Annotated in this window: 27 protein-coding genes; 19 read left to right on the top strand and 8 right to left on the bottom strand. The window is 73.4% G+C overall.

The annotated features are described in order from the left end of the window. The first annotated feature begins 78 nt into the window (after positions 1–78). The 6 genes from ACIOC1_RS08490 (at position 79) to hutH (ending at position 6,085) form a co-directional block, all read left to right on the top strand. On the top strand, positions 79–594 hold the full coding sequence (locus ACIOC1_RS08490) for a GntR family transcriptional regulator (RefSeq protein ID WP_401852731.1): 516 nt from the start codon (positions 79–81) through the stop codon (positions 592–594). Beyond that, positions 591–1,514: an ABC transporter ATP-binding protein gene (locus ACIOC1_RS08485; protein WP_355349868.1), complete on the top strand. Its 924-nt coding sequence runs from the start codon at positions 591–593 to the stop codon at positions 1,512–1,514. The genes ACIOC1_RS08490 and ACIOC1_RS08485 overlap by 4 nt, the downstream gene beginning before the upstream one ends. After that, a complete protein-coding gene (locus ACIOC1_RS08480; protein WP_391049066.1) occupies positions 1,514–2,212 on the top strand; it encodes a hypothetical protein in 699 nt (232 codons plus the stop codon). Before ACIOC1_RS08485 ends, ACIOC1_RS08480 begins: the two co-directional genes overlap by 1 nt. A 133-nt stretch (positions 2,213–2,345) precedes the next feature. Continuing rightward, entirely contained in the window at positions 2,346–3,158 is an 813-nt protein-coding gene (locus ACIOC1_RS08475) for an enoyl-CoA hydratase-related protein (RefSeq protein ID WP_391049069.1), read from the top strand. 112 nt (positions 3,159–3,270) lie between these two features. Further along, positions 3,271–4,422, top strand: a complete 1,152-nt coding sequence (locus ACIOC1_RS08470; RefSeq protein WP_355349877.1) for a sensor domain-containing diguanylate cyclase — start codon at positions 3,271–3,273, stop codon at positions 4,420–4,422. A 109-nt stretch (positions 4,423–4,531) separates the two neighbouring features. Then, the gene (gene hutH, locus ACIOC1_RS08465; protein WP_355349880.1) at positions 4,532–6,085 is read left to right on the top strand and encodes a histidine ammonia-lyase; all 1,554 of its coding nucleotides are present in this window, start codon (positions 4,532–4,534) and stop codon (positions 6,083–6,085) included. 37 nt (positions 6,086–6,122) lie between these two features. Here the strand turns inward: hutH and ACIOC1_RS08460 are convergent, their stop codons facing one another. Continuing rightward, positions 6,123–6,446, bottom strand: coding sequence for a hypothetical protein (locus ACIOC1_RS08460; RefSeq protein WP_401852728.1), 324 nt, complete (start codon positions 6,444–6,446; stop codon positions 6,123–6,125). Between the two features lie 101 nt (positions 6,447–6,547). Between ACIOC1_RS08460 and ACIOC1_RS08455 the strand changes: the two genes are divergently transcribed. Together ACIOC1_RS08455 and ACIOC1_RS08450 are read left to right on the top strand one after the other, a co-directional pair. After that, on the top strand, positions 6,548–6,892 hold the full coding sequence (locus tag ACIOC1_RS08455) for a hypothetical protein (protein WP_401721655.1): 345 nt from the start codon (positions 6,548–6,550) through the stop codon (positions 6,890–6,892). Positions 6,893–7,150: 258 nt separating this feature from the next. Further along, entirely contained in the window at positions 7,151–8,494 is a 1,344-nt protein-coding gene (locus ACIOC1_RS08450) for an Ig-like domain-containing protein (protein ID WP_401852725.1), read from the top strand. 5 nt (positions 8,495–8,499) lie between these two features. On the opposite strand, the gene ACIOC1_RS08445 is transcribed toward ACIOC1_RS08450, so the two are convergent. Together ACIOC1_RS08445 and xylB are read right to left on the bottom strand one after the other, a co-directional pair. Beyond that, positions 8,500–9,630, bottom strand: coding sequence for an ROK family transcriptional regulator (locus tag ACIOC1_RS08445; RefSeq protein WP_355349892.1), 1,131 nt, complete (start codon positions 9,628–9,630; stop codon positions 8,500–8,502). A 731-nt stretch (positions 9,631–10,361) separates the two neighbouring features. Then, positions 10,362–11,783, bottom strand: a complete 1,422-nt coding sequence (gene xylB, locus ACIOC1_RS08440) for a xylulokinase (RefSeq protein ID WP_355349895.1) — start codon at positions 11,781–11,783, stop codon at positions 10,362–10,364. Positions 11,784–11,874: 91 nt separating this feature from the next. On the opposite strand from xylB, the gene xylA reads away from it, so the two are divergent. From xylA to ACIOC1_RS08395, 9 genes are all read left to right on the top strand, one after another. Continuing rightward, entirely contained in the window at positions 11,875–13,065 is a 1,191-nt protein-coding gene (xylA, locus tag ACIOC1_RS08435; protein ID WP_355349898.1) for a xylose isomerase, read from the top strand. A 307-nt stretch (positions 13,066–13,372) separates the two neighbouring features. Continuing rightward, positions 13,373–14,833, top strand: a complete 1,461-nt coding sequence (locus tag ACIOC1_RS08430) for an ABC transporter permease (RefSeq protein WP_401852721.1) — start codon at positions 13,373–13,375, stop codon at positions 14,831–14,833. A gap of 24 nt (positions 14,834–14,857) precedes the next feature. Next, on the top strand, positions 14,858–15,541 hold the full coding sequence (locus ACIOC1_RS08425; protein WP_401721667.1) for an ABC transporter ATP-binding protein: 684 nt from the start codon (positions 14,858–14,860) through the stop codon (positions 15,539–15,541). A gap of 166 nt (positions 15,542–15,707) precedes the next feature. Then, positions 15,708–16,103: a VOC family protein gene (locus tag ACIOC1_RS08420; RefSeq protein WP_401721670.1), complete on the top strand. Its 396-nt coding sequence runs from the start codon at positions 15,708–15,710 to the stop codon at positions 16,101–16,103. A 260-nt stretch (positions 16,104–16,363) separates the two neighbouring features. Beyond that, on the top strand, positions 16,364–16,870 hold the full coding sequence (locus ACIOC1_RS08415) for an Asp23/Gls24 family envelope stress response protein (RefSeq protein ID WP_355349910.1): 507 nt from the start codon (positions 16,364–16,366) through the stop codon (positions 16,868–16,870). Positions 16,871–17,081: 211 nt separating this feature from the next. Further along, positions 17,082–17,654, top strand: a complete 573-nt coding sequence (locus ACIOC1_RS08410) for an RNA polymerase sigma factor (protein WP_355349938.1) — start codon at positions 17,082–17,084, stop codon at positions 17,652–17,654. Then, positions 17,645–18,256: a hypothetical protein gene (locus ACIOC1_RS08405; protein WP_355349913.1), complete on the top strand. Its 612-nt coding sequence runs from the start codon at positions 17,645–17,647 to the stop codon at positions 18,254–18,256. The genes ACIOC1_RS08410 and ACIOC1_RS08405 overlap by 10 nt, the downstream gene beginning before the upstream one ends. 4 nt (positions 18,257–18,260) lie before the next feature. Continuing rightward, positions 18,261–18,587, top strand: a complete 327-nt coding sequence (locus tag ACIOC1_RS08400; protein WP_391049097.1) for an Asp23/Gls24 family envelope stress response protein — start codon at positions 18,261–18,263, stop codon at positions 18,585–18,587. Between the two features lie 103 nt (positions 18,588–18,690). Further along, on the top strand, positions 18,691–19,029 hold the full coding sequence (locus ACIOC1_RS08395; protein WP_355349918.1) for an STAS domain-containing protein: 339 nt from the start codon (positions 18,691–18,693) through the stop codon (positions 19,027–19,029). Here ACIOC1_RS08395 and ACIOC1_RS08390 read toward each other — a convergent pair. Together ACIOC1_RS08390 and ACIOC1_RS08385 are read right to left on the bottom strand one after the other, a co-directional pair. Further along, positions 18,984–19,874, bottom strand: a complete 891-nt coding sequence (locus ACIOC1_RS08390) for a DUF3626 domain-containing protein (RefSeq protein WP_391049099.1) — start codon at positions 19,872–19,874, stop codon at positions 18,984–18,986. The two genes, ACIOC1_RS08395 and ACIOC1_RS08390, sit on opposite strands and share 46 nt — an antisense overlap. Before the next feature lie 50 nt (positions 19,875–19,924). Continuing rightward, positions 19,925–20,377, bottom strand: a complete 453-nt coding sequence (locus tag ACIOC1_RS08385) for a nuclear transport factor 2 family protein (protein WP_391161718.1) — start codon at positions 20,375–20,377, stop codon at positions 19,925–19,927. Positions 20,378–20,505: 128 nt separating this feature from the next. On the opposite strand from ACIOC1_RS08385, the gene ACIOC1_RS08380 reads away from it, so the two are divergent. Beyond that, entirely contained in the window at positions 20,506–21,069 is a 564-nt protein-coding gene (locus ACIOC1_RS08380) for a PadR family transcriptional regulator (RefSeq protein WP_355349927.1), read from the top strand. A gap of 22 nt (positions 21,070–21,091) precedes the next feature. Beyond that, complete coding sequence (locus tag ACIOC1_RS08375; protein WP_355349930.1) at positions 21,092–22,264, top strand: cystathionine gamma-synthase; 1,173 nt, start codon at positions 21,092–21,094, stop codon at positions 22,262–22,264. A gap of 94 nt (positions 22,265–22,358) precedes the next feature. On the opposite strand, the gene ACIOC1_RS08370 is transcribed toward ACIOC1_RS08375, so the two are convergent. The 3 genes from ACIOC1_RS08370 to ACIOC1_RS08360 are packed head-to-tail and all read right to left on the bottom strand — an operon-like array spanning position 22,359 to position 23,766. Beyond that, the gene (locus ACIOC1_RS08370) at positions 22,359–22,622 is read right to left on the bottom strand and encodes a hypothetical protein (protein WP_391049106.1); all 264 of its coding nucleotides are present in this window, start codon (positions 22,620–22,622) and stop codon (positions 22,359–22,361) included. Next, positions 22,619–23,176, bottom strand: coding sequence for a sigma factor-like helix-turn-helix DNA-binding protein (locus ACIOC1_RS08365; RefSeq protein WP_401852712.1), 558 nt, complete (start codon positions 23,174–23,176; stop codon positions 22,619–22,621). The genes ACIOC1_RS08370 and ACIOC1_RS08365 overlap by 4 nt, the downstream gene beginning before the upstream one ends. 32 nt (positions 23,177–23,208) lie before the next feature. Further along, the gene (locus tag ACIOC1_RS08360; protein WP_355350139.1) at positions 23,209–23,766 is read right to left on the bottom strand and encodes a MarR family transcriptional regulator; all 558 of its coding nucleotides are present in this window, start codon (positions 23,764–23,766) and stop codon (positions 23,209–23,211) included. Between the last annotated feature and the right edge of the window lie 11 nt (positions 23,767–23,777).

The following is a 23,777-nucleotide window of genomic DNA, read 5'->3' as shown; positions in this document are numbered from 1 at the left end:
GCCTCATTTGGCGTGCCCTCTTGCCCGCCCCGTTGGTTCCTTAGTACGGTAGGGAACCACCAGAGCAACGGAGGCAGGATGTCACTCCTGGAAGAGGGCGGGCCGATCTTCGCCCAGATCGCGGCCGAGCTGGCGAATCAGATCGCCGACGGGACGGTGGGCGAGGGCGAGCGCGTCGCGTCGAGCAACGAGCTCGCGGTCTTCTACCGGGTCAACCCGGCCACCGCGGCCCGCGCGCTCACCGTCCTGTCGGACGAGGATCTGGTGGAGAAGCGGCGCGGCGTCGGCATGTTCGTCGCCCAGGGCGCGCGGGACCGGCTGGTGCGGGGCAGGCGGCGGCGCTTCGCGGACCGGTACGTACGGCCGCTGGCGGTCGAGGCGGCGCGCCTCGGGATCGGGCAGGACGAACTGCTCGGCCTGCTGCGCGACGAGCTGGCCTCGGTCGCGGTGACGTCGCAGGCGGCGGGCGCCACCGCGCCGCACTCCGCGCCGTCCGCCGGAACACCGGCCGCCACGACCGCTGGCACGACCGCCCCGCCTGGTACCACGACCGCCACCACGACCACGGCGGCGACGGTCGGGGGCGACGTATGAGCCCGGTCGTCTCGCTGACCGGCGTCGGACGCGCCTTCCGCGACCACCAGGCGCTCACCGACGTCAGCTTCGAGCTGGACACGCCGTGCATCGCCGGACTGGTGGGCCGCAACGGCGCGGGGAAGACGACGCTGCTGCGCATCCTGGCGGGCCAGGAGATCGCCACCTCCGGGACCGTGCACGCCTTCGGCGCCCGGCCGTTGGAGAACGACGCGGTGCTGCGCCGGATGATCCTCGTCCGCGAGGACCAGACGTACCCCGACCTGAAGGTGCGGCACGCCGTCGCGGCGGCCTCGCTGCTCTACCCGAACTGGGACAAGGAGCTGGCGGGCACGCTGCTGGACGCGTACGAGCTGCCGCCGACCCGGCCGATCAAGAAGCTCTCGCGCGGCATGCGGACCGCCCTCGGCATCATCATCGGGCTGGCCGCCCGCGCCGAACTCACGCTGTTCGACGAGCCGTACGCGGGCCTCGACGCGGTCGCCCGCTCGCTCTTCTACGACCAGCTCCTCGCCGACTACGCCGCCCACCCCCGGTGCGTCGTGCTCTCGACCCACCTCATCGACGAGGCCGCCGAACTCCTCGACCGCGTCCTGGTCCTGGACCGCGGCCGGCTGGTCCTCGACGCGCCGACCGAGGAACTGCGCGGCACCGCCACGACCGTCACAGGCCCGGCCACCGCCGTGGACCGCTTCATCGCCGCCCGTGCGACGCTGAGCCGCCGCACGATGGGCGCGCAGACCAGGGCGGTGATGGTAGGCCGCCTGGACGACCGCGACCGCGAACTGGCCGCACACCTGCGCCTGCGCCTGGAGGAGTGCACCCTCCAGCAGCTCGCGGTCCACGCGGCCGAGCGTCACGGCGCGCCCGGCGCCGGACCCCACGACCCGTCCGGCCTCACGACTGCGAGGGCATCCTGATGCGTCCCACCCCGGTGCTCTCCGTCGTCCGGTATCTGCTGCTGGACCGCTTCACCTACCTCGTCCTGCCCTGGGAGTGGGCCGCCTTCGGCTTCGTCCTGGACGTGGTGATCCTGCGGCTCACCCCGGCGGCCCACGCCGACCACCGCTGGGTCGGCGGCCTGGCCGCGGCCTTCCTCGTGATGTTCGCCGTGGGCCTACAGACCGTCGCCCGCGCGCTGCCGTTCGCCCTCACCCTCGGTGTCAGCAGGCGCACCTACCTGCGCGGTGTCACCGCCCTGGCCGGGGCCCTCGCCGTGACCTTCGGGCTGGTCGTCGCGGTCGGCCAGGTCCTCGAACGCGCGACCGGCGGCTGGGGCATGCGCATGGCCTACTTCCGCGTCCCGTTCCTGCTGGACGGCGCCTGGTACGTCTCGTGGCTCACCGCCGCCGTCGCCTTCTTCCTGCTGTTCGTCTACGGGATGTGGTACGGCCTGGTCTTCCGCCGCGCCGGGTTGCCCGGCACCACGGCCTTCGGCGGGGCGCAGCTCGGGGTGCTGGCCCTGGTCGCGCTGATCGCCACATGGGCGCACGGCTGGAAGGGCATAGGCCACTTCTTCGCCGGGCTCACCGCCCTCGGGGTCACCGGGGTCCTCGCGGCCGTCGTCGCCGTGCTGCTGGCCGGGGGATTCGCGACCGTCCACCGTATGACCGTATGAATCCGACGTGAGGTAAGCGCCGTCCGGCCCTGTGCGGTGCGAGCGCCGTCCGGACCGGTGCGACCGTGCCGTCCCCCGCGGGGAGGGGGATGGCAGGATGGGGGTTCACGGTCGTTAACCGGAGGGCGGGCGAATGGAAGCGCAGGGGACGGCGGAACGACGGTTCGGGGAGTGGGTGGCGGTCCGCCGGCACGGCGAGCGCGTCGCGGAACTGGTGCTCGACCGGCCGAAGGCGATGAACGCCGTCTCCACGCGGATGGCCGTCGCGATCGGCGACGCCTGCGCGGCGCTGGCGGCCGACCCCGGCGTCAGCGTCACGGTCCTGACGTCCACCCACGACAAGGCGTTCTGCGTCGGCGCCGACCTCAAGGAGCGCAACGCGTTCACCGACGCCGACCTCGTACGCCAGCGCCCGCACACCAGGGCCGCGTACACCGGCGTCCTGGAACTGCCGATGCCCGCCGTCGCGGCGGTGCACGGCTACGCGCTCGGCGGCGGCTTCGAGCTGGCGCTCGCCTGTGACGTGATCGTGGCCGACGAGACGGCCGTCGTCGGCCTGCCCGAGGTCTCGGTCGGCGTCATCCCGGGCGGCGGCGGTACCCAACTGCTGCCCCGCAGGGTCGGCGCCGCCCGCGCGGCGGAACTGGTCTTCACCGCCCGCCGCGTACCGGCCGCCGAGGCGCTCGCCCTCGGCCTGGTGGACCAGCTCGCGGCCGGGAACGACGCCCGCGCCGAGGCGCTGGCGCTGGCCGACCGGATCGCCGCGAATTCGCCGGTCGGCCTGCGCTCGGCCAAGCGCGCGCTGCGCCTGGGCCAGGGCCTCGACCTGCGCGCCGGGCTGGAGATCGAGGACGCCGCCTGGCGCGCCACCGCCTTCTCCGCCGACCGCGCGGAAGGCGTGGCCGCCTTCAACGACAAGCGGCCCCCGCGGTGGCCCGGCGCGTGATCGCCGCGCGCGGCCACTGTGCGTAGTCGCCGACGGGCGGGCGCAGCGCCGAACGGGCTCCGTTCGGCGCAGCCAGCGCTCCAAACCGGACAAACCTCCCTAGCCTGGACAGATGGTGGACGGGACGGCCGATCTCCGGCTTCGAGCGGTCGTCGAGCTGGCACAGGCACTGGCGACCGAACAGACGCCGCTGGCCGCGGTACGGGCCGGGGCGCGGCGGGCGCGGCTCGCGATGGACGCGTCCTTCGCGGCGATCTCGACGTGGGAGCGGGAGACCGGGCGGCTGCGGGTCCTGGTCAACGACGGGGAGCTGGCGCCCGGCGAGGAGCCGGAGCCGGACGACGAGTCGTACTCGGTGCACGACTTCCCGGAGATCGTGGAGTTCCTGCACGGTGAGTGGGCGCGCGGCGGCGAGCCGCACGCCTGGGTCGAGACCGCCGAAGGAACCGGCGCGTCGCCCGGCGGCAGCAGTTGGGGCCGGGCCGCGGCGCTGCGGCGGCGCGGACGCGGCTCCTGCGTGGTCGCGCCGATCGTGCTGCACGGCAGGGCGTGGGGCGAGCTGTACGTGGCCAGGCGCGCCGGGGTGTCCGGCTTCGACCGCGGGGACGCCGACTTCGCGACTGTGCTGGCCGCCGTCATCGCCTCCGGGATCGCCCAGACCGAACGGCTCGCCGAGGTGCAGCGGCTGGCCTTCACCGACCCGCTGACCGGGCTCGGCAACCGCCGGGCCGTGGACGTACGCCTCGACGAGGCGCTGGAACGGCACCGGGCGGACGGGGCCGTGGTCAGCCTGGTGGTGTGCGACCTCAACGGTCTGAAGAAGGTCAACGACCGGCTCGGGCACGCCGTCGGCGACCGGCTGCTGGAACGATTCGGCTCGCTGCTCTCGCTGTGCGGCGCCATGCTTCCCGGCAGCCTGGCCGCCCGCCTCGGCGGTGACGAATTCTGCGTCGTGGCCGTCGGGCAGGAGCCGGACGAGGTGGTCGCGGCGGCCGACGAGCTGTGCGGGCGGGCCGCGCAGCTCGAAGTCGGCGAGGGCGTGGCCTGCGGTGTGGCGTCCACCGGCGATCCGATCGGGCCCGTGCGCTCGGCGCGGCGGCTGTTCCGGCTGGCCGACGCGGCGCAGTACCAGGCCAAGGCGCTGCGCGCGGCGCACCCCGTCGTCGCGGGGCGCGCCGGGCCCGAGGACCCCGTCGTGCGGCTCGCCGACTCGCCGCCGGCCCGCGAGGGCGAGCGCCGCCGCATCCGCGGCAACCGTCCTTAGGGCGTGTCCGTGCCGTCCCGCCCGGCCGGGACCCGCGGGGGCGGGGCCGGAGAGTGCTGGTCGCAGAGGGGAGTGACAGGGCGGCTTTCAGTGCTTAGGGTGCGTGAATATGAATATGCATAACGTGGTCATCGGTGCGCACGGCGCCCCCGCCGACGACGTACTCGCCGTGGCGCGCGACGGCGCGCGGGTGGAGCTGGCGCCGGAAGCGCTGGCGGGGATCGCCAGGGCGCGTGAGGTGATCGAGGCGCTGGCGGCGAAGCCCGAGCCGGTCTACGGGGTGTCGACGGGCTTCGGGGCCCTGGCGGTACGGCACATCAGCCCGGAGCTGCGGGCCCAGTTGCAGCGCAGCCTCGTACGGTCGCACGCGGCGGGGATGGGCCCGGCGGTGGAGCGCGAGGTGGTCCGCGGGCTGATGTTCCTGCGGCTGAAGACGCTGGCGTCCGGCCGTACCGGGGTGCGCCCGGTGGTCGCGGAGACGATGGCGGCGCTGCTGAACGCCGGGATCACGCCCGTCGTCCACGAATACGGCTCGCTCGGCTGCTCGGGCGACCTCGCCCCGCTGGCGCACTGCGCGCAGGTGCTGATGGGCGAGGGCGAGGCGGAGGGCCCGGACGGTACGGTGCGCCCCGCCGCGGAACTCCTCGCGGAGCACGGCATCGAGCCGGTCGTCCTGCGGGAGAAGGAGGGCCTGGCCCTCATCAACGGCACCGACGGCATGCTCGGCATGCTGGTGATGGCCTGCGCCGACCTGGCCCGGCTCTTCACCGCGGCCGACATCACCGCCGCGCTGACCCTGGAGGCCCTGCTCGGCACCGAGAAGGTCCTCGCCCCCGAGCTGCACGCGATCCGCCCGCACCCCGGCCAGGCGGCCAGCGCCGAGAACATGCGCCGGGTGCTGGAGGGTTCCGGGCTCACCGGCCACCACCAGGACGACGCGCCGCGCGTGCAGGACGCGTACTCCATCCGCTGCGCCCCGCAGGTCGCGGGCGCGGGCCGCGACACCCTCGCGCACGCCCGCCTGGTCGCCGAGCGCGAACTGGCCGCCGCCGTCGACAATCCGGTGGTCCTTGAGGACGGCCGGGTCGAGTCCAACGGCAACTTCCACGGCGCGCCGGTCGCGTACGTCCTGGACTTCCTCGCCATCGCCGCCGCCGACCTGGGCTCCATCGCGGAGCGCCGCACCGACCGGCTGCTGGACAAGAACCGCTCGCACGGCCTGCCGCCGTTCCTGGCCGACGACCCCGGCCTCGACTCCGGTCTGATGATCGCCCAGTACACGCAGGCCGCGCTGGTCAGCGACATGAAGCGGCTCGCGGTGCCCGCGTCGGTGGACTCGATCCCGTCCTCCGCGATGCAGGAGGACCACGTCTCCATGGGCTGGTCGGCGGCGCGCAAGCTCCGTACGGCCGTCGACAACCTCACCCGGATCATCGCCGTCGAGATGTACGCGGCCACCCGCGCGCTGGAGATCAGGACCACGACGGGCGAGCAGCGCCCGGCGCCCGCTTCGGCCGCGGTCCTGGCGGCGGTACGCGCGGCGGGCGTGCTGGGCGCGGGCCCCGACCGCTTCCTGTCACCGGACCTGGAGGCGGCCTACCGCTTCGTACGGGCCGGAGAGCTGGCGCGCGCGGCGGAGTCGGTCACCGGCCCGCTCGCGTGAATCCGTGAGCGGAACGGCGACCGTGTGAGCGACGCCGTCAGAAGCTCTGGCGGGTGCGGCGGCCGGCGTTGACGATCAGCCCCGCGCCCGCCACCAGGAACGCGGCACCGCCGATGAGATACGGCTTGGTGTCGATGCTGCCGGTGTCGGCGAGGCCGATCTGCTCCGCGGCGGTGCGCGTGGTGGCCGTGCTGGCCGTACTGGCCGTACTGGCCGTGCTTGTCGTACGGGTGTGGGCCGCGGTCTTCGTGTGCGCGGAGGTCGCGGCGTCGTCGGGACTCGCGCTCGCGGACGGGACGAAGAACAGCGCCGCGAGCGCGGCGGCCGCTGCTGCGGCGACATAGGGACGGGGCGAGGTCAACGGATCCCCCAGCTGGTGCGGCGAATTGACCGTAGGGGCAGATGGTAGTGACTTGGTGTGGCTCGTGGGAAGCCGCGGCGAAGGCGCTTACGCTCCGTGGCATGAGCGCTACTGAGATTCCCCGCGGCGAGAGCGGTCCGCGGTACGTACGACTCCAGGTGGAACTCGTCCTGGAGGTCTCCGGGCCCGACGAGCTGCGCGGCGCGGCCCTGGACCACATCGGCGCCGACGAGTTCATGCCGCCGCAGGAACGCCTGCACGCACGCGACGCCGTCGGCAAGGACGAGTCGGAGGCGCTGGCGTACCTCGTCGACCCGGCCGACCTGCTCTCGGCCGTGCCGGGCGTCGACCTCGTCCAGGCGTCGTGGTCGTGCGCGCACACCGAGTACGACCCGGACTCCGACGAGTGGGACCTCGACGAGGAGGACGCGGACGCCGAGGACTAGGGCGTTGTCCGGGGGTCCGGCGGCGCCGGAAGCGGAGCCGGACGCTCCGCGCCGACCGGCCCGGAGGCGGCGCCCGGACAACCCCTCCCACCTGCGCGAACGCGCCGCCTCCCGTCGCGTGCGGCCGGAAACGGCCCGCGTGCGTTACCCCACAATTCCGGCACTCGGGGCACGGTTACCGGTGTCGGCCTGTTTTCATGGCATGTGGACGAAGCTCGTCATTCACCCGCGAGCGACCCCAGCCCATTGGAGACACGCGTGACGCCGCCCGACAACGCACATGCCCCCGCCAAGCGCTCGCCCTTCACCCGCCGCCGCGCACTCGCGGCCGCCGCGGTGCTGATCGGCGGTGCCGTCACGCTGACGGCGTGCGGCGGCGGCGGAGGCGGCGGCGGCGACAAGGCCGCGGGCGGCGACAAACCGACCAGCTCCGCCAGCTCGTCCCCGTCGGCCGGGCAGTCCCCGTCGGCCGCCGCCCAGTCCAAGGAGGACGCCGCGGCGGCGAAGCAGGCGTCCGACGCGAAGATCACCATCACGCCCAAGGACGGCAGCACCGGCGCGAGCATCCACAACGACGCCAAGGTCACGGTGGCGGGCGGCACCCTCACCTCGGTCACCATGACGTCCAAGGCCACCGGCAACAAGATCGCGGGCACCATATCCGCCGACCGCACGAGCTGGACCCCGGACGTCGCGCTGGCCCGCGGCACGCAGTACGCGATATCGGCCGCCGCCACCGACTCCCAGGGCCGTACGGCCGCGGCGAACGGCACCTTCTCGACCGTCTCCGCCGCCAGCAGCTTCATCGGCTACTTCACGCCGGAGGACGGCTCCACCGTCGGCGTCGGCATGCCGGTCTCGATCAACTTCGACAAGGCGATCACCAACCGCGCCGCCGTCGAGGCCGCGGTCTCGGTGACCTCCAGCAGCGGCCAGCGGGTCGAGGGCCACTGGTTCAGCTCCACCCGGCTCGACTTCCGCCCCCAGCAGTACTGGCAGGCGGGCTCGCACGTCTCCCTCAAGCTCAAGCTCGACGGCGTCAAGGGCGGCGCGGGCATCTACGGCGTCCAGGACAAGACGGTGAACTTCACCGTCGGCCGCTCCCAGGTCTCCACCGTCGACGCCGCGACCCACCAGATGACCGTCGTCCGCGACGGCAAGGTCCTCAAGACCATCCCGATCTCGGCGGGCGCACCGGACCACAGCACGTACAACGGCCAGATGGTCATCTCCGAGAAGTACCAGACCACGCGGATGAACGGCGCGACGGTCGGCTTCACCGAGGACGACGGCAAGGGCGAGTACGACATCCCCGACGTCCCGCACGCCATGCGGCTCAGCAACTCCGGGACCTTCATCCACGGCAACTACTGGGGCAGCAAGTCGATCTTCGGCGCCACCAACACCAGCCACGGCTGCGTGGGCCTGAGCGACACCAAGGGCGGCAAGGACCCCAACACCCCGGCCGCCTGGTTCTACAACAACTCCATGGTCGGTGACGTCGTCATCGTCAAGGACTCCGCCGACAAGACGATCCAGCCGGACAACGGGCTCAACGGCTGGAACCTGTCCTGGGCGGCGTGGACGGCTCCGCAGGCGTAAGGCTTTCACGCCTCCTGCTGGAGGGCCCAGCTCGCCGGGTCCTCCAGCACCGTGCGGACGGAGCTGTACGCCGCGCCCCGCAGCACCCCGTCGCGGCCCAGCCTGGACGTCACCACGTCCTCAGGGCGCCACTGCCGGTCGGTGACGCGGGCCGCCAGCTCCCGCCGGACGCCCGGCAGCAGCCACGGCGCCAGTTCGGCCAGCGGGCCGCCGACCACCACCGCCTGCGGGTCCAGCAGGTTCACCGCGCCGCTCAGCGCGATGCCGAGCGCCGCGCCCGCCTCCTCCAGCGCCTTCAGCGCCGCCGGGTCGCCGTCGGCCGCCGCCGCCCGCAGTGCCGGGCCGCCGCCCGCGCCCACCCCCGCCGCCCGCAGCAGCGCCTCCTCGCCCGCGTACGTCTCCAGGCAGCCGTGCGCGCCGCACGAGCACAAGGGGCCGTCCGGGTGCACCGGTACGTGGCCCAGCTCGCCCGCGAAGCCGCGGGCGCCGCGGAACAGGCGGCCCTCCACGACGAGGGCGGCGCCGATGCCGATCTCCGCGGAGACGTGCACGAAGTCCGCGAGCCTCTCGTGGCCGCCGAGCCACAATTCGGCGAGCGCGCCGAGATTCGCCTCGTTCTCCACGACCGTGCCCTCGCCGAGGGGGGCCGCGACGGCCACGTCCTCCCAGCCCAGGTTCGGGGCGCGCAGGACCGTGCCGCGGTCCTTTCCGACCAGGCCGGGGACCGCCACTGTCGTGGCGACCGGGCGCAGGCCGCTCCCGGCCGCCTCCCTGGTCACCTTCGCCGTCAACTCGGCCAGTTCCGCCAGCACTTCGGCGGCCGGGCGGCCGCGGTTCGCCGCCTTCGCCTCGGCGTGGCAGCGGACGGTGCCGCGCAGGTCCACCACGCAGGCGGCCAGGTGGTCGACGCCGACCTCGGCGCCGAGGCCGGCGGGGCCGCGTTCGCTCAGGGCCAGGGCGGTGCCGGGGCGGCCGACGGTGCCGGGGCGCTGCGCGCCGCGCTCTTCCACCAGGCCGGCCGCCAGCAGTTCGTCCACCAGCGTCGAGACGGTCGCCCTCGTCAGGCCGACCTCTGCCGCGACGGCGGCGCGCGTGACGTTCTCGCCTGCGGCGAGGGCACGCATGACCAGTGCCATGTTGCGGCGCCTCAGGCCCGCTTGCGCGCCCATTCCCTTACCCACGCCGTCCTCCATCCCATCCCCCCAAGTATGTGCGGCTGCGCCGCGGCGGTGTTCTCTGCCCGCCCGCCCACCCGTGCGGGTGTGTTGTCGTCTGCGGGTGCCGCTTGTGCCTGGTCGGTGCCGGTCCGGGGCACCTCCTCGAAATGCGGCTACCTGCTCTTTGCTTATTCGGCACCGTCCCTGTCACCGCATTTCTGCGGGGGCACCCCGGCCCGTCCCCTCCCGGTACGTCGGCGTCCGCCCGCCGGTGGGGGTTGCCGGGAGGGGGATTCTTTCGGCGGGCCGCCCTGCGCCGGTGCCCCCTCCCGGTGAGTCGGAATGCTCGGGCCCTTCCTCCAACAGCCCAACGAAGCCCCTGCCACCCCCCACTCCCCAGCACCCGCACCCCCGCCCACCCGGCTGGACGTCGGGTGGCGCAGGGCCCGGCCCCCTCCCGCCCCCTCCCCCCCCAGCCACAGCGGACAGGCGGACGCCGACGGGCGAGGAGGGGACGGTGCGGGGTGCCCCCGCAGGGGGACGAACGGGCAAGGGCTGGACGTCATGGAAGTGGCCGCAGGTTCGTCGCCCGAGGAGGTGCCCCGGGCCGGGACCGACCAGGCACAGGCGGCACCCGCAGACGAAGAAAGCACTCGCACGGGTGGGCGGGTGGGAAAGAAACGGGCGCCGCCCCCAGAAAGGCGGCGGCGTCAGCGGCCGGCCGCCAGCGGGAGCGCGGAGGAGAGGCGGGCGAGCGCAGCGTCATCGCGGGGAAGGGGCGGGTGGAGAGCCCCGGCCGCGGTACCCCAGCGGAGCGCGACGGCGGAGGGAGACTCCTTGGTGAGGAGAGCCGCGGCCTGGGCGGCGGCGCCCAGCGCGACCAGCTCCGCGGCACGCGGCACCTGAACGGCCCGCCCCGAAAGGCGGCGGACGGTGTCGAGCCAGGCCGCGCCCCGGGCGCCGCCGCCGATGAGGAGAAGGGGCTGGTCGGAGGGGGCGGAGTCCACGGCGAGCACCTGGTCGAGGGCGGAGAGAAGCGCGTAGACGGCCCCGTCGTAGGCGGCCTGGAGCACCTGTCCGGCGGACGTGTCGTGGCGCAGGCCGGTCAGCAGCCCCGAGGCGTACGGCAGGTTGGGCGTGCGCTCACCGTCGAGGAAGGGGAGGAAGGCGACGGAGCCGCCGGGCTCCACCTCCTCCCGGTCGAGCCGCAGGAGCGCGGCCACCTTGTCGACGGCCAGCGTGCAGTTGAGGGTGCAGGCCAGCGGCAGCCAGCCCCCGTCGGCGGCGGCGAACCCCGCGACGGTCCCGGACGCGTCGGTGGGCCGCCGCCGCGAAACGGCGTAGACCGTACCGGAGGTACCGAGGCTGAGGACGGCGCGTCCGGGTTCGAGGCCGAGGCCCAGCGCGGCGGCGGCGTTGTCGCCGGTGCCGGAGGCGACGAGGGTGCCGGGCCGCAGGGGCAGACCGGCGGAGACGGTGCCCGCCTCCTCGCCGGGCCCGAGGACGGTCGGGAGCAGCGCGGGGTCGAGCCCGATCTCGGCGAGCAGCCCGTCGTCGTAGGTCTCGGTGCCCGAGGCCCACCAGCCGGTGCCGGAGACGTCGCCGCGGTCGGTGACGGCGGCGCCGCCGAGCCGCTCGGTGAGGAAGTCGTGGGGGAGGCGTACGGCCGCGGCGGCCGCCGCGACCTCGGGCTCGTGCTCGGTGAGCCATGCCCACTTGGCGGCGGTGAAGCTGGCCGCGGGGACGGAGCCGAAGCGCTCGGCCCACCACTGCGCGCCGTGCCGTTCGACGAGCGCGGCGGCCTGCGGCGCGGACCGTACGTCGTTCCAGAGCAGCGCGGGCCGCAGCGGGCGTCCGGCGGCGTCGAGGACGACCAGCCCGTGCTGCTGCCCGCCGACCGATATCGCCTCGGCGCGCGCCGCGTACTCCCCGGTCTGCCCGATCGCGTCGCGCAGCGCCGTCCACCACACCTCGGGGTCGGTCTCGCGTCCGGCCCCCGAGCTGACCGTGTGCGGCGCCTGCCCGGCGGCCAGGACGGCGCCGCTGTCCACGTCGACGGCCAGCACTTTCGTGGACTGCGTGGAGCTGTCTACCCCGAGCACGACCCGTCCCGTCCCTGCTTTCGACCCCATGCGATTCCCGATCCCTTCGCGAGCGCCACTTCCCATCGCTGGTCTCGCATACTAATTTGTTTAACAGTCTGACGAATAGGAGCCAGTCGCAATGACTTCCGAGAGTCTTACCCCGGCCCCCGAGCACAAGTTCACCTTCGGCCTGTGGACCGTCGGCTGGCAGGGCCGCGACCCGTTCGGCGACGCCACCCGCGCCCCGCTGGACCCGGTCGAGTCCGTCAACCGGCTCTCCGAGCTGGGCGCGTACGGCGTCACCTTCCACGACGACGACCTGATCCCGTTCGGCTCGACGGACGCGGAGCGCGACGCGCTGGTCAAGCGGTTCCGGCAGGCGCTGGACACCACCGGGATGACCACCCCGATGCTGACCACGAACCTCTTCACGCACCCGGTCTTCAAGGACGGCGCCTTCACCGCCAACGACCGCGACGTCCGCCGCTTCGCCCTCCGCAAGACCCTCCGCAACATCGACCTCGCCGCCGAGCTGGGCGCGGAGACGTACGTGGCGTGGGGCGGCCGGGAGGGCGCGGAGTCCGGCGGCGCCAAGGACGTACGGCTGGCGCTCGACCGGATGAAGGAGGCGTTCGACCTGCTCGGCGAGTACGTCACCGAGCAGGGCTACAACCTGCGGTTCGCGGTCGAGCCGAAGCCGAACGAGCCGCGCGGCGACATCCTGCTGCCGACCGTCGGCCACGCGCTGGCCTTCATCAACTCGCTGGAGCGCCCCGACATCGTCGGCGTCAACCCCGAGGTCGGCCACGAGCAGATGGCCGGGCTCAACTTCCCGCACGGCATCGCCCAGGCGCTGTGGCACGGCAAGCTCTTCCACATCGACCTCAACGGCCAGACCGGCATCAAGTACGACCAGGACCTCCGCTTCGGCGCGGGCGACCTGCGCTCCGCCTTCTGGCTGGTCGACCTGCTGGAGACCGCCGGATACCAGGGGCCGCGGCACTTCGACTTCAAGCCGCCGCGTACCGAGGACTACGACGGGGTGTGGGCGTCGGCCGCGGGCTGCATGCGCAACTACCTGATCCTCAAGGAGCGCGCCGCCGCCTTCCGCGCCGACCCCGAGGTGCAGGCCGCGCTGCGGGCCTCGCGCCTGGACGAGCTGGCCCTGCCGACGCTCGGCGCGGAGGACACGCTGGGCGGACGGCTGGCCGGACTGCTCGCCGACCGCGGCGCGTACGAGGACTTCGACGTCACGGCGGCGGCCGAGCGGGGCATGGCCTTCGAAGCGCTCGACCAGCTCGCCATGGACCACCTGCTGGGTGTCCGCTGACCGGGGGCAGGCGGCGCGGCCCGCGGTGACTCCCGCGGGGTGCGGGTCGCACCCCGCGTCAGACTTCCCGAGCGAACTGTCACGGGCCTGTGCAGGGCCCGTGGGAGAGCTGTTCAAGGAACTCCTCACCCGGGCTTTATCCCCGGCTCATCGCGGCACCCTGTTTCTCAGCACTCCCTCACACCCGCCTCACCGGAACGTCACCGCTGATTCCTAGCGTTCGCGGCAGCGGGAGCGGAGTGGACGCACCCCCTCCTCGCGTCCACTCCACTCCCGGCTCCACCCACTGCCACCCACGAGGAATCGGATGTTCTTCACGTATCTCCGGCGCGAGCTGCGCCGCCGACGCAAGGCGGCACTCGTCGTCGCTCTGGGCCTCGCGCTCGGCATCGGGCTGGTCATCACCGTCAACTCCGTCTCGTCCGGCATGGGCCAGGCGCAGGACAAGGTCCTCCAGTCGCTGTACGGCCTCGGTACGGACATGACCGTCACCAAGGCCGCGCCCGCCGCCACCGCGAGCGGCGGTACGACCCGCCCCAAGTTCGACTTCGACGCGAACAGCGACGGAAAGACGCAGAGCAGCGACCGCGTCATGGTCCAGGGCTTCCAGACGCTGGCGTCCTCGGTCGTCGGCAAGGTGAGCGGTCAGCAGCACGTCGCGGGCGCGGTCGGCGGCCTCAGCCTCCAAGTGCTCAAGATCGACGGCTCGTTCACACAAGGCCAGTTCCAGCAGAAGCAGGGCACCTCCGGCGGCAGCGGCGGCGGGCGCGGCGGCGGCAACACCCCGCCGCAGGGCGAAGTCCGGGGCGGCGGCGCGCAGTTCGACGCCAACAGCTACACGCTGTACGGCGTCGATGTCTCCAACCTCGCGCTCGGCCCGCTGACTTCGTCGAAGATCACCTCGGGCACCACCTTCACCGCCGCCCAGGCGGACGCCGAGGTCGCCGTGGCCGACTCCGCGTACGCCAAGGAGAACAAGCTCTCGGTCGGCTCGACGGTCACCGTCAAGGACACGAAGTACAAGGTCATCGGCATCGCGACCGCCGACAGCGGCCAGGCGGCGGCCAACCTCTACCTGCCGCTGAAACAGGCGCAGACGCTCTCGGACTCCGCGGACAAGATCACCACGGTGTACGTCAAGGCGTCCGGCTCGCAGCAGATCGACAGCGTCAAGTCGGCCATCCAGAAGAACATTTCGGGGACCACGGTCACCACCTCGGCCGACCTGGCCTCCACCGTCTCCGGCTCGCTGTCGACGGCGTCCTCGCTCGCCACCAACGTCGGCAAGTGGCTGTCGATCGCCGTCCTCGTCGCGGCCTTCCTGGTCGCGGGGCTGCTCACCTCCTCCGCCGTCAGCAGGCGGGTACGGGAATTCGGCACGCTCAAGGCGCTCGGCTGGAAGAGCGGCCGGGTCACCCGGCAGGTGATGGGCGAAGCGCTGGTCAACGGGCTGCTCGGCGGTGTCCTCGGCATCGCGCTCGGCCTGGCGGGGGCGTACGCGGTCACCGCGATCAGCCCGACGCTCAGCGCTCAACTCGGCTCCAACGGAGGCGGTGGCGGTGCGGGCGGCGGCGGTGGCGGCGGCTTCGGCGGCCCGGCCCGTTCCGCCGCCAAGACCGTCGACATCGCGCTGAGCGCCCCGGTCAGCGTCCACACCATCGCCCTCGCCGTCGGCCTGGCCGTCGCGGGCGGCCTGATCGCGGGCGCCTTCGGCGGCTGGCGCGCCTCCCGGCTGCGCCCCGCCGACGCCCTGCGCCGCGTCGAATAGCCCCTCGTCCAGAAGGAATTGACCATGTATCAGTTGACCGGCGTGACCAAGCGCTACCGGCGCGGCAAGGCCACCGTGGACGCCCTCAAGGGCATCGACCTGGCCATCGCCGACGGCGACCAGCTCGTCATCCAGGGCCCCACCGGCGGCGGCAAGTCCACGCTCCTCCAGATGCTCGGCGGCCTCGACCGCCCGACGTCGGGCGCCGTGGAACTGGACGGCGTCGACCTCGCCAAGCTCGGCGAGGCCAAGCTCACCAAGGTGCGGTCGGAGAACATCGGCTTCATCTTCCAGAGCTTCAACCTCATCCCGACCCTCACCGCGCAGGAGAACGTCGAGACCGCCCTCGTACCCATGGGGGTCAAGGGCGCGACCCGCCGCGAACGCGCCGCGCGGGCACTGGAGTCGGTGGGCCTCGGCGAACGGCTGACCCACCTGCCGTCCGAGCTCTCCGGCGGCCAGCAACAGCGCGTCGCCATCGCCCGCGCCCTGGTCAAGGAGCCCAAGGTGCTGCTCGCCGACGAGCCCACCGGCAACCTCGACGAGGGCACCCGCGACGACATCATGGGCCTGCTCGAAGGGCTCTGGCGCGACCGCGGCCTCACCTTCATCCTCGTCACCCACGACTCGGGCATCGCCAAGCGGGCGCCGCGGCTGGCGACGATCAGGAAGGGGACGCTGACGCTGCGCGAGCGCACAGCCGCCTGAGTCGGGAGCGCGGCGGGCCCCCCGCCTCCCCTCCGCCGGTCGGTCCGTCCGGCGGCGGAGAGGCGGCGCCGCGTTGTCGGTGCCCGGTGCCACGCTGGACCGCGGACGGGCCGCACGCCCGAGAGCCGGGCCGCCGTGCCCGGCCCGCCGCGACCAGGGGAGACCGATGTCAGAGCCGACCGCACCACTGCGTACGACCTTCACCGCCGTCGTCCTCGACGCGCCCGACGCGACGGCGCTCGCCGACTTCTACCGGCGGCTGCTCGGCTGGGAGGTCACCGCGCGGGAGCCCGACTGGGTCAAGCTCAACCCGCCCGGCGGCGGCACGGGCCTGTCCTTCCAGACCGAGCCCCTCTACACCCCGCCGACCTGGCCCTCCGCCCCCGCCGCGCAGCAGATGATGCTGCATCTCGACTTCGAGGTCACCGACCTCCCGGCGGGCACCGCCACGGCCCTGGCCTGCGGCGCCACCCTCGCCGCGCACCAGCCGGAGGACGACACGCGGATCTTCCTCGACCCGGCCGGTCACCCCTTCTGCCTCTGGGTGCGCACCGACGTCTGAGCCCCGCCGGGACCGGGGCCGCGGAGCCTCAGGACCCGGGCCGGGCCCGCTCCCGCCGACCCGCGCGGGAATCTCTTCGAGAAGATCCCGGATTCGCGCGTGAGGTCTCCGGATCAGGGGTGTCTTAAGAATGTCAGGGCCCATGAGGCCGCCACATGCACCGTAGGGTCGGCGTATTCGTACGATCCACCGTCGTGCGATCCGCGTCAGTGGATCCGCGCGACCCGGCCGGTGTACTTGCGAACACCAGGAGACCCGGTATGACCACGACGAAGGCCGAAGCGCCGGTTTCGCCCCAGCGCACCAGCACGGACCGCGACGACGACGGCAGCAAGGGGCAGGGCCTGGAGAAGCGGGCCGACGGCGCCTTCCGCGTGCCCGCCGAGCGCGGCCGTACGTCCATCGCCAATTCCGTCGTGGAGAAGATCGCGGGCATGGCGGCACGCGAGGTGCTCGGCGTCCACGACTTCGGCGGCAGCCTCGCCCGCAGCATGGGCGCCATCCGCGACCGCGTCCCCGGTGGCCGCCCCAACGTGACCCGCGGCGTCAAGGTCGAGGTCGGCGAGCGGCAGACGGCCGTGGACCTGGAGCTGGTGGTCGAGTACGGCGTCGCCATCACCGATGTGTCCGCCGACGTACGGGAGAACGTGATCTCCGCCGTCGAGCGCATGACCGGCCTCGAGGTCGTCGAAGTCAACGTCTCGATCGTCGACGTGCACCTGCCCGACGAGGACGACGACACCCCCGCCGAGGGACGAGTGCAGTAGCCGTTCTCCGGGGGCGCCGGGGCTGTCCCACCCCGGCGCCCCCGCACGCCGCTGCCGCTCGCACGAACCCGGTGCCGTACGGCACACCCCCGTGGACCGCGATCACCTGTTGGACGGACGACGTTGACCTGCTTGTACGTGCCTCTGCTCGCCGCCGAGGACCCGGCGCGGTGCCGTGTCCGGTGAGGCGTCCGACGGGGCGCCGTCGCATGTGCCCCCGCCCGAGCCGGAGCCGCCGGCGTCCGGGCGGGAGGAAGACCTGCTGGTCGCCCGGGCGAGCGAGGGCGACGACGAGGCGTTCGAGATCCTGGTACGGCGGCACAGCGGCGAACTGCTGCGCCTGGCACGCCGGTTGCTCGGCAACGACGCCGAGGCGGAGGACGCGGTGCAGGACGCGTATGTCAGCGCGTGGCGGCGGCTGCCGGAGTTCCGCAGGAACGCGGCCTTCGGCACGTGGATGTACCGCATCGTGACCAACCGCTGCCTCAACGTCCTCAGGGGCCGCCGCCCCACCCAGCCGCTGGACTCGATCGTCGAACCCGCCGCGCCCGAGTACCAGTCCTCGCCCGTCCGCGCCGCGGAGTCCGCCGCGTCGGCCGAGGCGCTGCACCGCGCGCTGGCCGGGCTCACCCCCGAGCAGCGCGCGTGCTGGGTGCTGCGCGAATTCCACGGCCTGTCGTACGACGAGATCGCCGCCGCCGTGGGGATCGGCGAACCGGCCGTCCGGGGACGGATCTTCCGCGCCCGCCGCTATCTGACGGAGGCGATGGACACATGGCGCTAGACGACGAACTCCTGCCCTGCGACGCCTCGTTGGCCGATCTGTGGGAGGGCGGCGAGCCCGCCCCCGGCCACGAGGACTGCCCGCACTGCCGGGACTCGCTCGCCGAACTGGCCCAGCTCGACCAGGCCGTGCACCAGGCGCTGGCGGTACGCGACCTGCCCGCGCCCGATCTGGCCGCCCGCGTGATGGACCTGGTGCGGACCGAACTGCGGCCCGGCCGCCTCGTACCGCTCGGCGACCCCGCGGCCGACGACTGGATCACCGAGACCGCCGCCGCCCGGCTCTTCCGGCAGGCCGCGGACGCGGTTCCCGGTGTCGTGGCCGGGAGCTGCCGGATCACCGCGGCCCGCGAGCCCGCGCGTTACGTACTGCCCGGGCTGCCGCTGCCGCGCGTGCCGCTGCGGGTCCGCCTGGAAGTGGCCGTCGTCCTCAGCCGTACCGTCCCCGAGGCCGCCGCGGCGGTCCGCGAACGCGTCATGAACGCGGCGCACGCGGTGATCGGCCTGGACGTCGCCGCGGTGGACGTGTCGGTGGTGGACGTTCTGGACGACGGGGCGGCGGCCGACCGCCCGCTCAACGACGCGACCTCCGGGGAGGGCTGACCCGATGAACCCGCTGACCCGTACACCGGAAGAGCGCGAGACCGCGACCGCGGCGGGCGCCGCCGCGGCCGACGTCCCCGGCGTCGCCTACCTCAGCCCGCGCCTGACCGACCGGCTGCGCTCGCGTACCGCCCCCGGTGTCACCGTGCGGTGGCGGACCGACCCCGCGCAGTGCGCGGTCACGGTCTCGCTGGCCGTACGCACCGGCTACCAGGCGGCCCGGGTCGCCCAGCACGTGCGGGAGGCGGTCGTCGAGGCGGTCTACACGACGTATCCGCAGACGCTGACCACGCCGGTCACGGTGTCGGTGACGGTTACCGCGATCGTCTGAGACCGCCCGTTTTCACCGGGTACGTCCCCGCGCGTGATGTCCGTCCGCCCACGGTGTCCAAGGGTGCAGACCCTTCGAGATTCGAGAGAGGACACAGACCGCCATGGACGCCACGGCTCCCTTCACCTGTCCGACCGCGCTGGACGACGACGGGATACTCACCCTCCGGCCGTGCGGGGACATCGACCTCGAAGCGCGCCCGGCTCTGACCCAGGCCCAACTGGCGCTGCGCCCCGGCCTGCGGGGGGTCCACCTCGACTTCGACGCCGTCCCCTTCATGGACACGACGGCGCTGCGCTTCCTGAGCAGCCTGCACGCCCGCTGCACCGCCTTCGCGCTCCCGCTCCACATCACGGGTCTGCGCCCCCAGCACCGCCGCATGCTCTCCCTGTCCGACTACCGCCTCCCCACCTCCCCGACCTCCCCCACCACAACCGCCTGACCCTCCGGCGGCGCCCCGAAGCGGGCCACGCAGTGCCAGACGCGCTTGAGCGACTGCGGGTCGTGGCGGCCGGTGCGGGCGGCCTCGCCGATGACGCGCGGGTCGAGGAATCCGCCCTCCGCGATCTCGGCGCCCAGCGCGACGAATTCCGGCCCCCGGTAGTCCGGGTGGCGGCGCAACTCCGTGACGGCGAGGCGGAAACCGGCGTGCCACTCCAGCGGGCACGGCAGCAGGCGCGCGGCGTCCTCCACGGCGGTGCCGCGGTGGCTCGGGTCGAGCACCAGCGCCTCCACGTCCTCGGCGAGCACCACGGGACCGTGCACCTGCGCCTCCACATAGCCGTCGAGCGCGTCCCCCCGCCCGGCCGCGGTGTCCGCGCGGGCCAGCTCCACCAGGGCCGACACCGTCCCTTCGACCCCGAAGTCGGACGGTTCCCGGGCGCTGTCCGGATAGCAGAAGGTCGCCCGCGCCAGCGTCCCGGCGCGCAGCCGGAAGTGCGCGGACCCGAAGCGCGGGGCCGCGCCGACCCGCTCGCGCCGGAAGTTCAACGCCCCGTACACCGGCCGTGCCCGCCCGTCCGCCCGGTCGTACGCGCCCCCGAAGATCCGGCTCTCCCACCGCCACCGGTCTCCGCCCGGATACGCGGTCAGGCCCCCGTTGCTCGTACCGGTCACGAACTGCGACCGGTACACGCCCTCCCGTCCCAGCGCCTCCAGCATCCCCCCGCGGTCCGGATGGAAATTCACACTCACCCGCACCCCGGCCGCAACCGGCGTCCCGGCCCGCGCCAGCCCGGTCACGTGGCGCAACGCCTCATCCGCCGCGAGCGGCGGTTCCCCGGTCACGTCATCCACCTCTTGCCCCCTGCCTCCTGTGCGGGCCGAGCCGTCGGCCGTCAGCGCGGGGCCGGGGCCGGGGCCAGGCCGTCGGCGACGAGGCCGGCGAGGACGGCTTCGCCGAGGGTCTGGACGGCGGACTGGGGGCGGACCATGACAGTGATCTCCTTGATCAGCCCGGCCGGGTCGAACTGGAGCATGTCGATGCCGTGGATCTCCTTGCCGTTGACGGTGGCGCGGAAGAGCAGGATCGCGGACGGGGCGTCGGTGCCGTCACCGGTGGTCCGGGCGGAGCCGTCGAACCGGCCGATGTAGCGGAAGTCCTCGAAGGTGCGCACCAGGACGTGGAAGAGGCCGACGACGAGCGGCTTGCCCTCGAACGGGGTGAACTTCACCGGGCTGTAGAGCCGGATGTCGTCGGTGAACAGGCGGCTGAGGGCCTCGACGTCGCCCGACTCGACGGCGGCGCGGAAGGCGGAGGGGTCTGCGGTCACGGCGTCCGTCGCGGTCACGGGCGGCTGCTCCTTCGGTTCTGGAGGGCTGCCCTGGGCGGCCCCCCTACTCGTGCATCTGATTAGTCACTTTCTTGAGTATCATGTCGAGCGTACAACGGACCGGGCGGACGGGAGGAGGCCGGGCGATGGCTTTGCGCCACGCGGTGCTCGCGGCGCTGCTGGACGAGGAGCTGAGCGGCTACCAGCTGGCCAAGGCGTTCAACGTCGGCGTGGCCAACTTCTGGCACGCGCTGCCCCAGCAGCTCTACGCGGAACTGACCAGGCTGGAGAGCGACGGCCTGGTCACCGGCCGGGAGGTCGTCCAGGACACGCGGCCGAACAAGCGCCTCTTCCAGGTGACCGACGCCGGCCTCGCCGAACTGGAACGCTTCGCGGCGGCGCCCGCGAAACCGTCCTTCATCCGTGATGAACTCCTTGTGAAGGTTCAGACCGCCGACCGCCTCGGCACCGAGGCCGTCATCGCCCAGCTCATGGAGCGCGCCGCCTTCGCGGCGGCGAAGGCCGAGCTGTTCACGACCCTGCTCGGCAAGCTCCGCGGCGACCGGGACGAGGAGGACTTCCTGCGCCACGGCACCCGCATCGGCCCGTATCTGACGTGCCTGCGCGGCCTCGCCTTCGAGCGGGGAAACGCCGAGTGGTGCGAGCGCAGCGCGGCCGTGCTGCGCGCGAGGCTGTCGGCGCGGGCCTGACGGCGGCACTACGCTCGGGGCCATGAGCGACAAGCACATCGGGCACCAGGACATCGGCCACCAGCACTTCGAGACCCTCGCGATCCACGCCGGCCAGGCCGCGGACGCGCAGACCGGGGCCGTGGTGACGCCGATTTACCAGGTGTCGACGTACAAGCAGGACGGTGTCGGCGGCCTGCGCGGCGGCTACGAGTACAGCCGGTCGGCCAACCCGACCAGGACCGCCCTCGAAGAGAACCTGGCGGCGCTGGAGGGCGGCAGCCGCGGCCTCGCCTTCGCCTCGGGGCTCGCGGCCGAGGACTGCCTGCTGCGTACGATGCTCGCGCCGGGCGACCACGTGGTGATCCCGAACGACGCGTACGGCGGCACCTTCCGGCTCTTCGCGAAGGTCGTGGAGCGCTGGGGCGTGCGCTGGTCGGTGGCCGACACCTCCGACGTCCAGGCGGTACGGGACGCGCTCCGGCCGGAGACCAAGCTGATCTGGGTCGAGACGCCCTCGAACCCGCTGCTCGGCATCACCGACATCGCGGCGGTCGCCGGGGTCGCCCGCCAGGCCGGGGTGCGGCTGGTGGTCGACAACACCTTCGCGAGCCCTTACCTCCAGCAGCCGTTGGCGCTCGGCGCGGACGTCGTCGTGCACTCCACGACCAAGTACATGGGCGGGCACTCCGACGTGGTCGGCGGCGCGCTGGTCACCTCGGACGCGGGCCTGGGCGAGGAGTTGGCGTACCACCAGAACGCGATGGGCGCGGTCGCCGGGCCGTTCGACGCGTGGCTGGTGATGCGCGGCGTCAAGACGCTCGCGGTACGGATGGACCGGCACAGCGCCAACGCGACGCGGGTGGCCGGCATGCTGGCCGCGCACCCGAAGGTGGCGCAGGTGTACTACCCCGGTCTGCCGGAGCACGCGGGGCACGAGGTGGCCGCCAAGCAGATGAAGGCGTTCGGCGGCATGGTGTCTTTCCGCGTCGTGGGCGGCGAGGACGCGGCGGTCGCCGTCTGCGACCGCGCGGAGCTCTTCACGCTCGGCGAATCCCTCGGCGGCGTCGAGTCGTTGATCGAGCACCCGGGCCGTATGACGCACGCCTCGGTGGCCGGTTCCGCGCTGGAGGTGCCCGCCGATCTGGTACGCCTGTCGGTCGGCATCGAGGCCGCGGACGACCTGCTGGCCGACCTGGCGCAGGCCCTCGGCTGAGGTCGTGACACCGTCCTGAGAGCGTGAACTCCCGGGCCCGTACGGTCGCGCGCGCCGCGTACCGTACGGGCCCGGCGCCTTTCCCACGGAAGGCTCAGCCCGTCGCCGACCACCAACTGCCGTCCGTCGGCGTCGTAGGGGCCGAGTGGTCGGGCCACGCCACCGCGGCCAGGACCAGACCGGCCACGACGGCCGCGAACAGCACCAGCCACAGGGCGAGTCGGACGACCCGGCGGCGGCGTACGATCCGGCGTCCGCGGGCGGCGGCGCGGGCGGTGAGATCGAGCGGGACCACCGGGTGCGGGGTGTCCAGCAGGCGGCGCACCTCGTCGTCGCGGCGGTTGGGCAGGCGGCTCACGGCGCCACCGCGCTGGACTCGGCCAACTCCGGTGCCTCGGAAGCCGGTTCGGTCTCCCCGGGGGCTCTGCGGGCCCGCGCCGCGGCGGCGGCCACGGCCCTGGCCGCCGCGTCGGCGGCCGGATCGTCCTCTTCGGGCCTGCTGCGCAGCGTGGCCGTCCCGCGGGCGCAGATGGCGCGCACCCGCTCGACGGGCAGGCCGAGTTGGGCCGCGGTCTGCTCCTCCGCGACGCCCTCGAAGTGCCGCATCACGACGATCAGCCGCTCCTGGCCGCTGAGCCGGTCCAGGGTGCCGCCGCGGGGCCGCCGCCACCACGGGCGGTAGGCGAACCGCCGTACCAGCTCGCTCCTGGCCCGTTCGTACGGGTCCTCCGCGCGCATCGTGAGCCAGTTGGCGTAGACGTGCGCGAGCGTCGCGGTCAGGAGGCGGTCGGCGGCCTCGGGGTCGCCCGCCAGCAGTGTGGCGGCGTGCAGCAGACGGCCCGCCGCGCCCGCGGTGAACGCCGCGAATTCGGCGTCCCGTCGGTTTTCCGCTGCCGCCCGGCGCTTCCCCACGCGGCCATGGGACGGCAACCGGGTGTTCCGGGTCAAGCCCCTTGCGTGTCTCCCCGCGACCCGGTCGCGCCGCCGGTCCCCTCGGTCCCACCGGCCTCGTCGGACTCCGGCTCTTCGCGCTGTCCCGCCCCGGTGTGCCAGTCGGCGAGCGAGGTGTTGAAGCGGGCCAGCAACTCGGTGAAGATCTCCCGCTCCCGCGGGGTCCACTCGTCGGTGACCTCGGCCATCAGCCGGCGGCGGGAGTCGCGTACCGCGTCGAGCCGGGACCGGCCGCGCGGCGACAGGGCGAGGACGACCGCGCGGCCGTCCTCCGGGTGCGAGGTGCGCTTGACCAGGCCGGTGTCGACGAGCGGGGCGACCTGACGGGTGACCGTGGAGGAGTCGATGCCCATGGCCTCGGCGAGCGCCTTGACGCCCATCGGGCCTTCGCGGTCGAGCCGGTTGAGCAGCAGGTAGGCGGCGCGGTCCATGGAGTTGCGGGCCTTGCCGACTCCGCCGAGCCGCGTCTGTTCCGCGCGACGGGCGAAAAGTGCGACCTGGTGCTGGAGGCGCTCAAGGAGTTCGGTCGAGGTCTCCGTGGGGTTGGACATGACCTTGAAGC

Origin of the sequence: Streptomyces sp. NPDC088197, assembly GCF_044741185.1 — a bacterium.
GTDB lineage: Bacteria > Actinomycetota > Actinomycetes > Streptomycetales > Streptomycetaceae > Actinacidiphila.
This window is presented reverse-complemented; position numbering and strand designations above follow the sequence as displayed.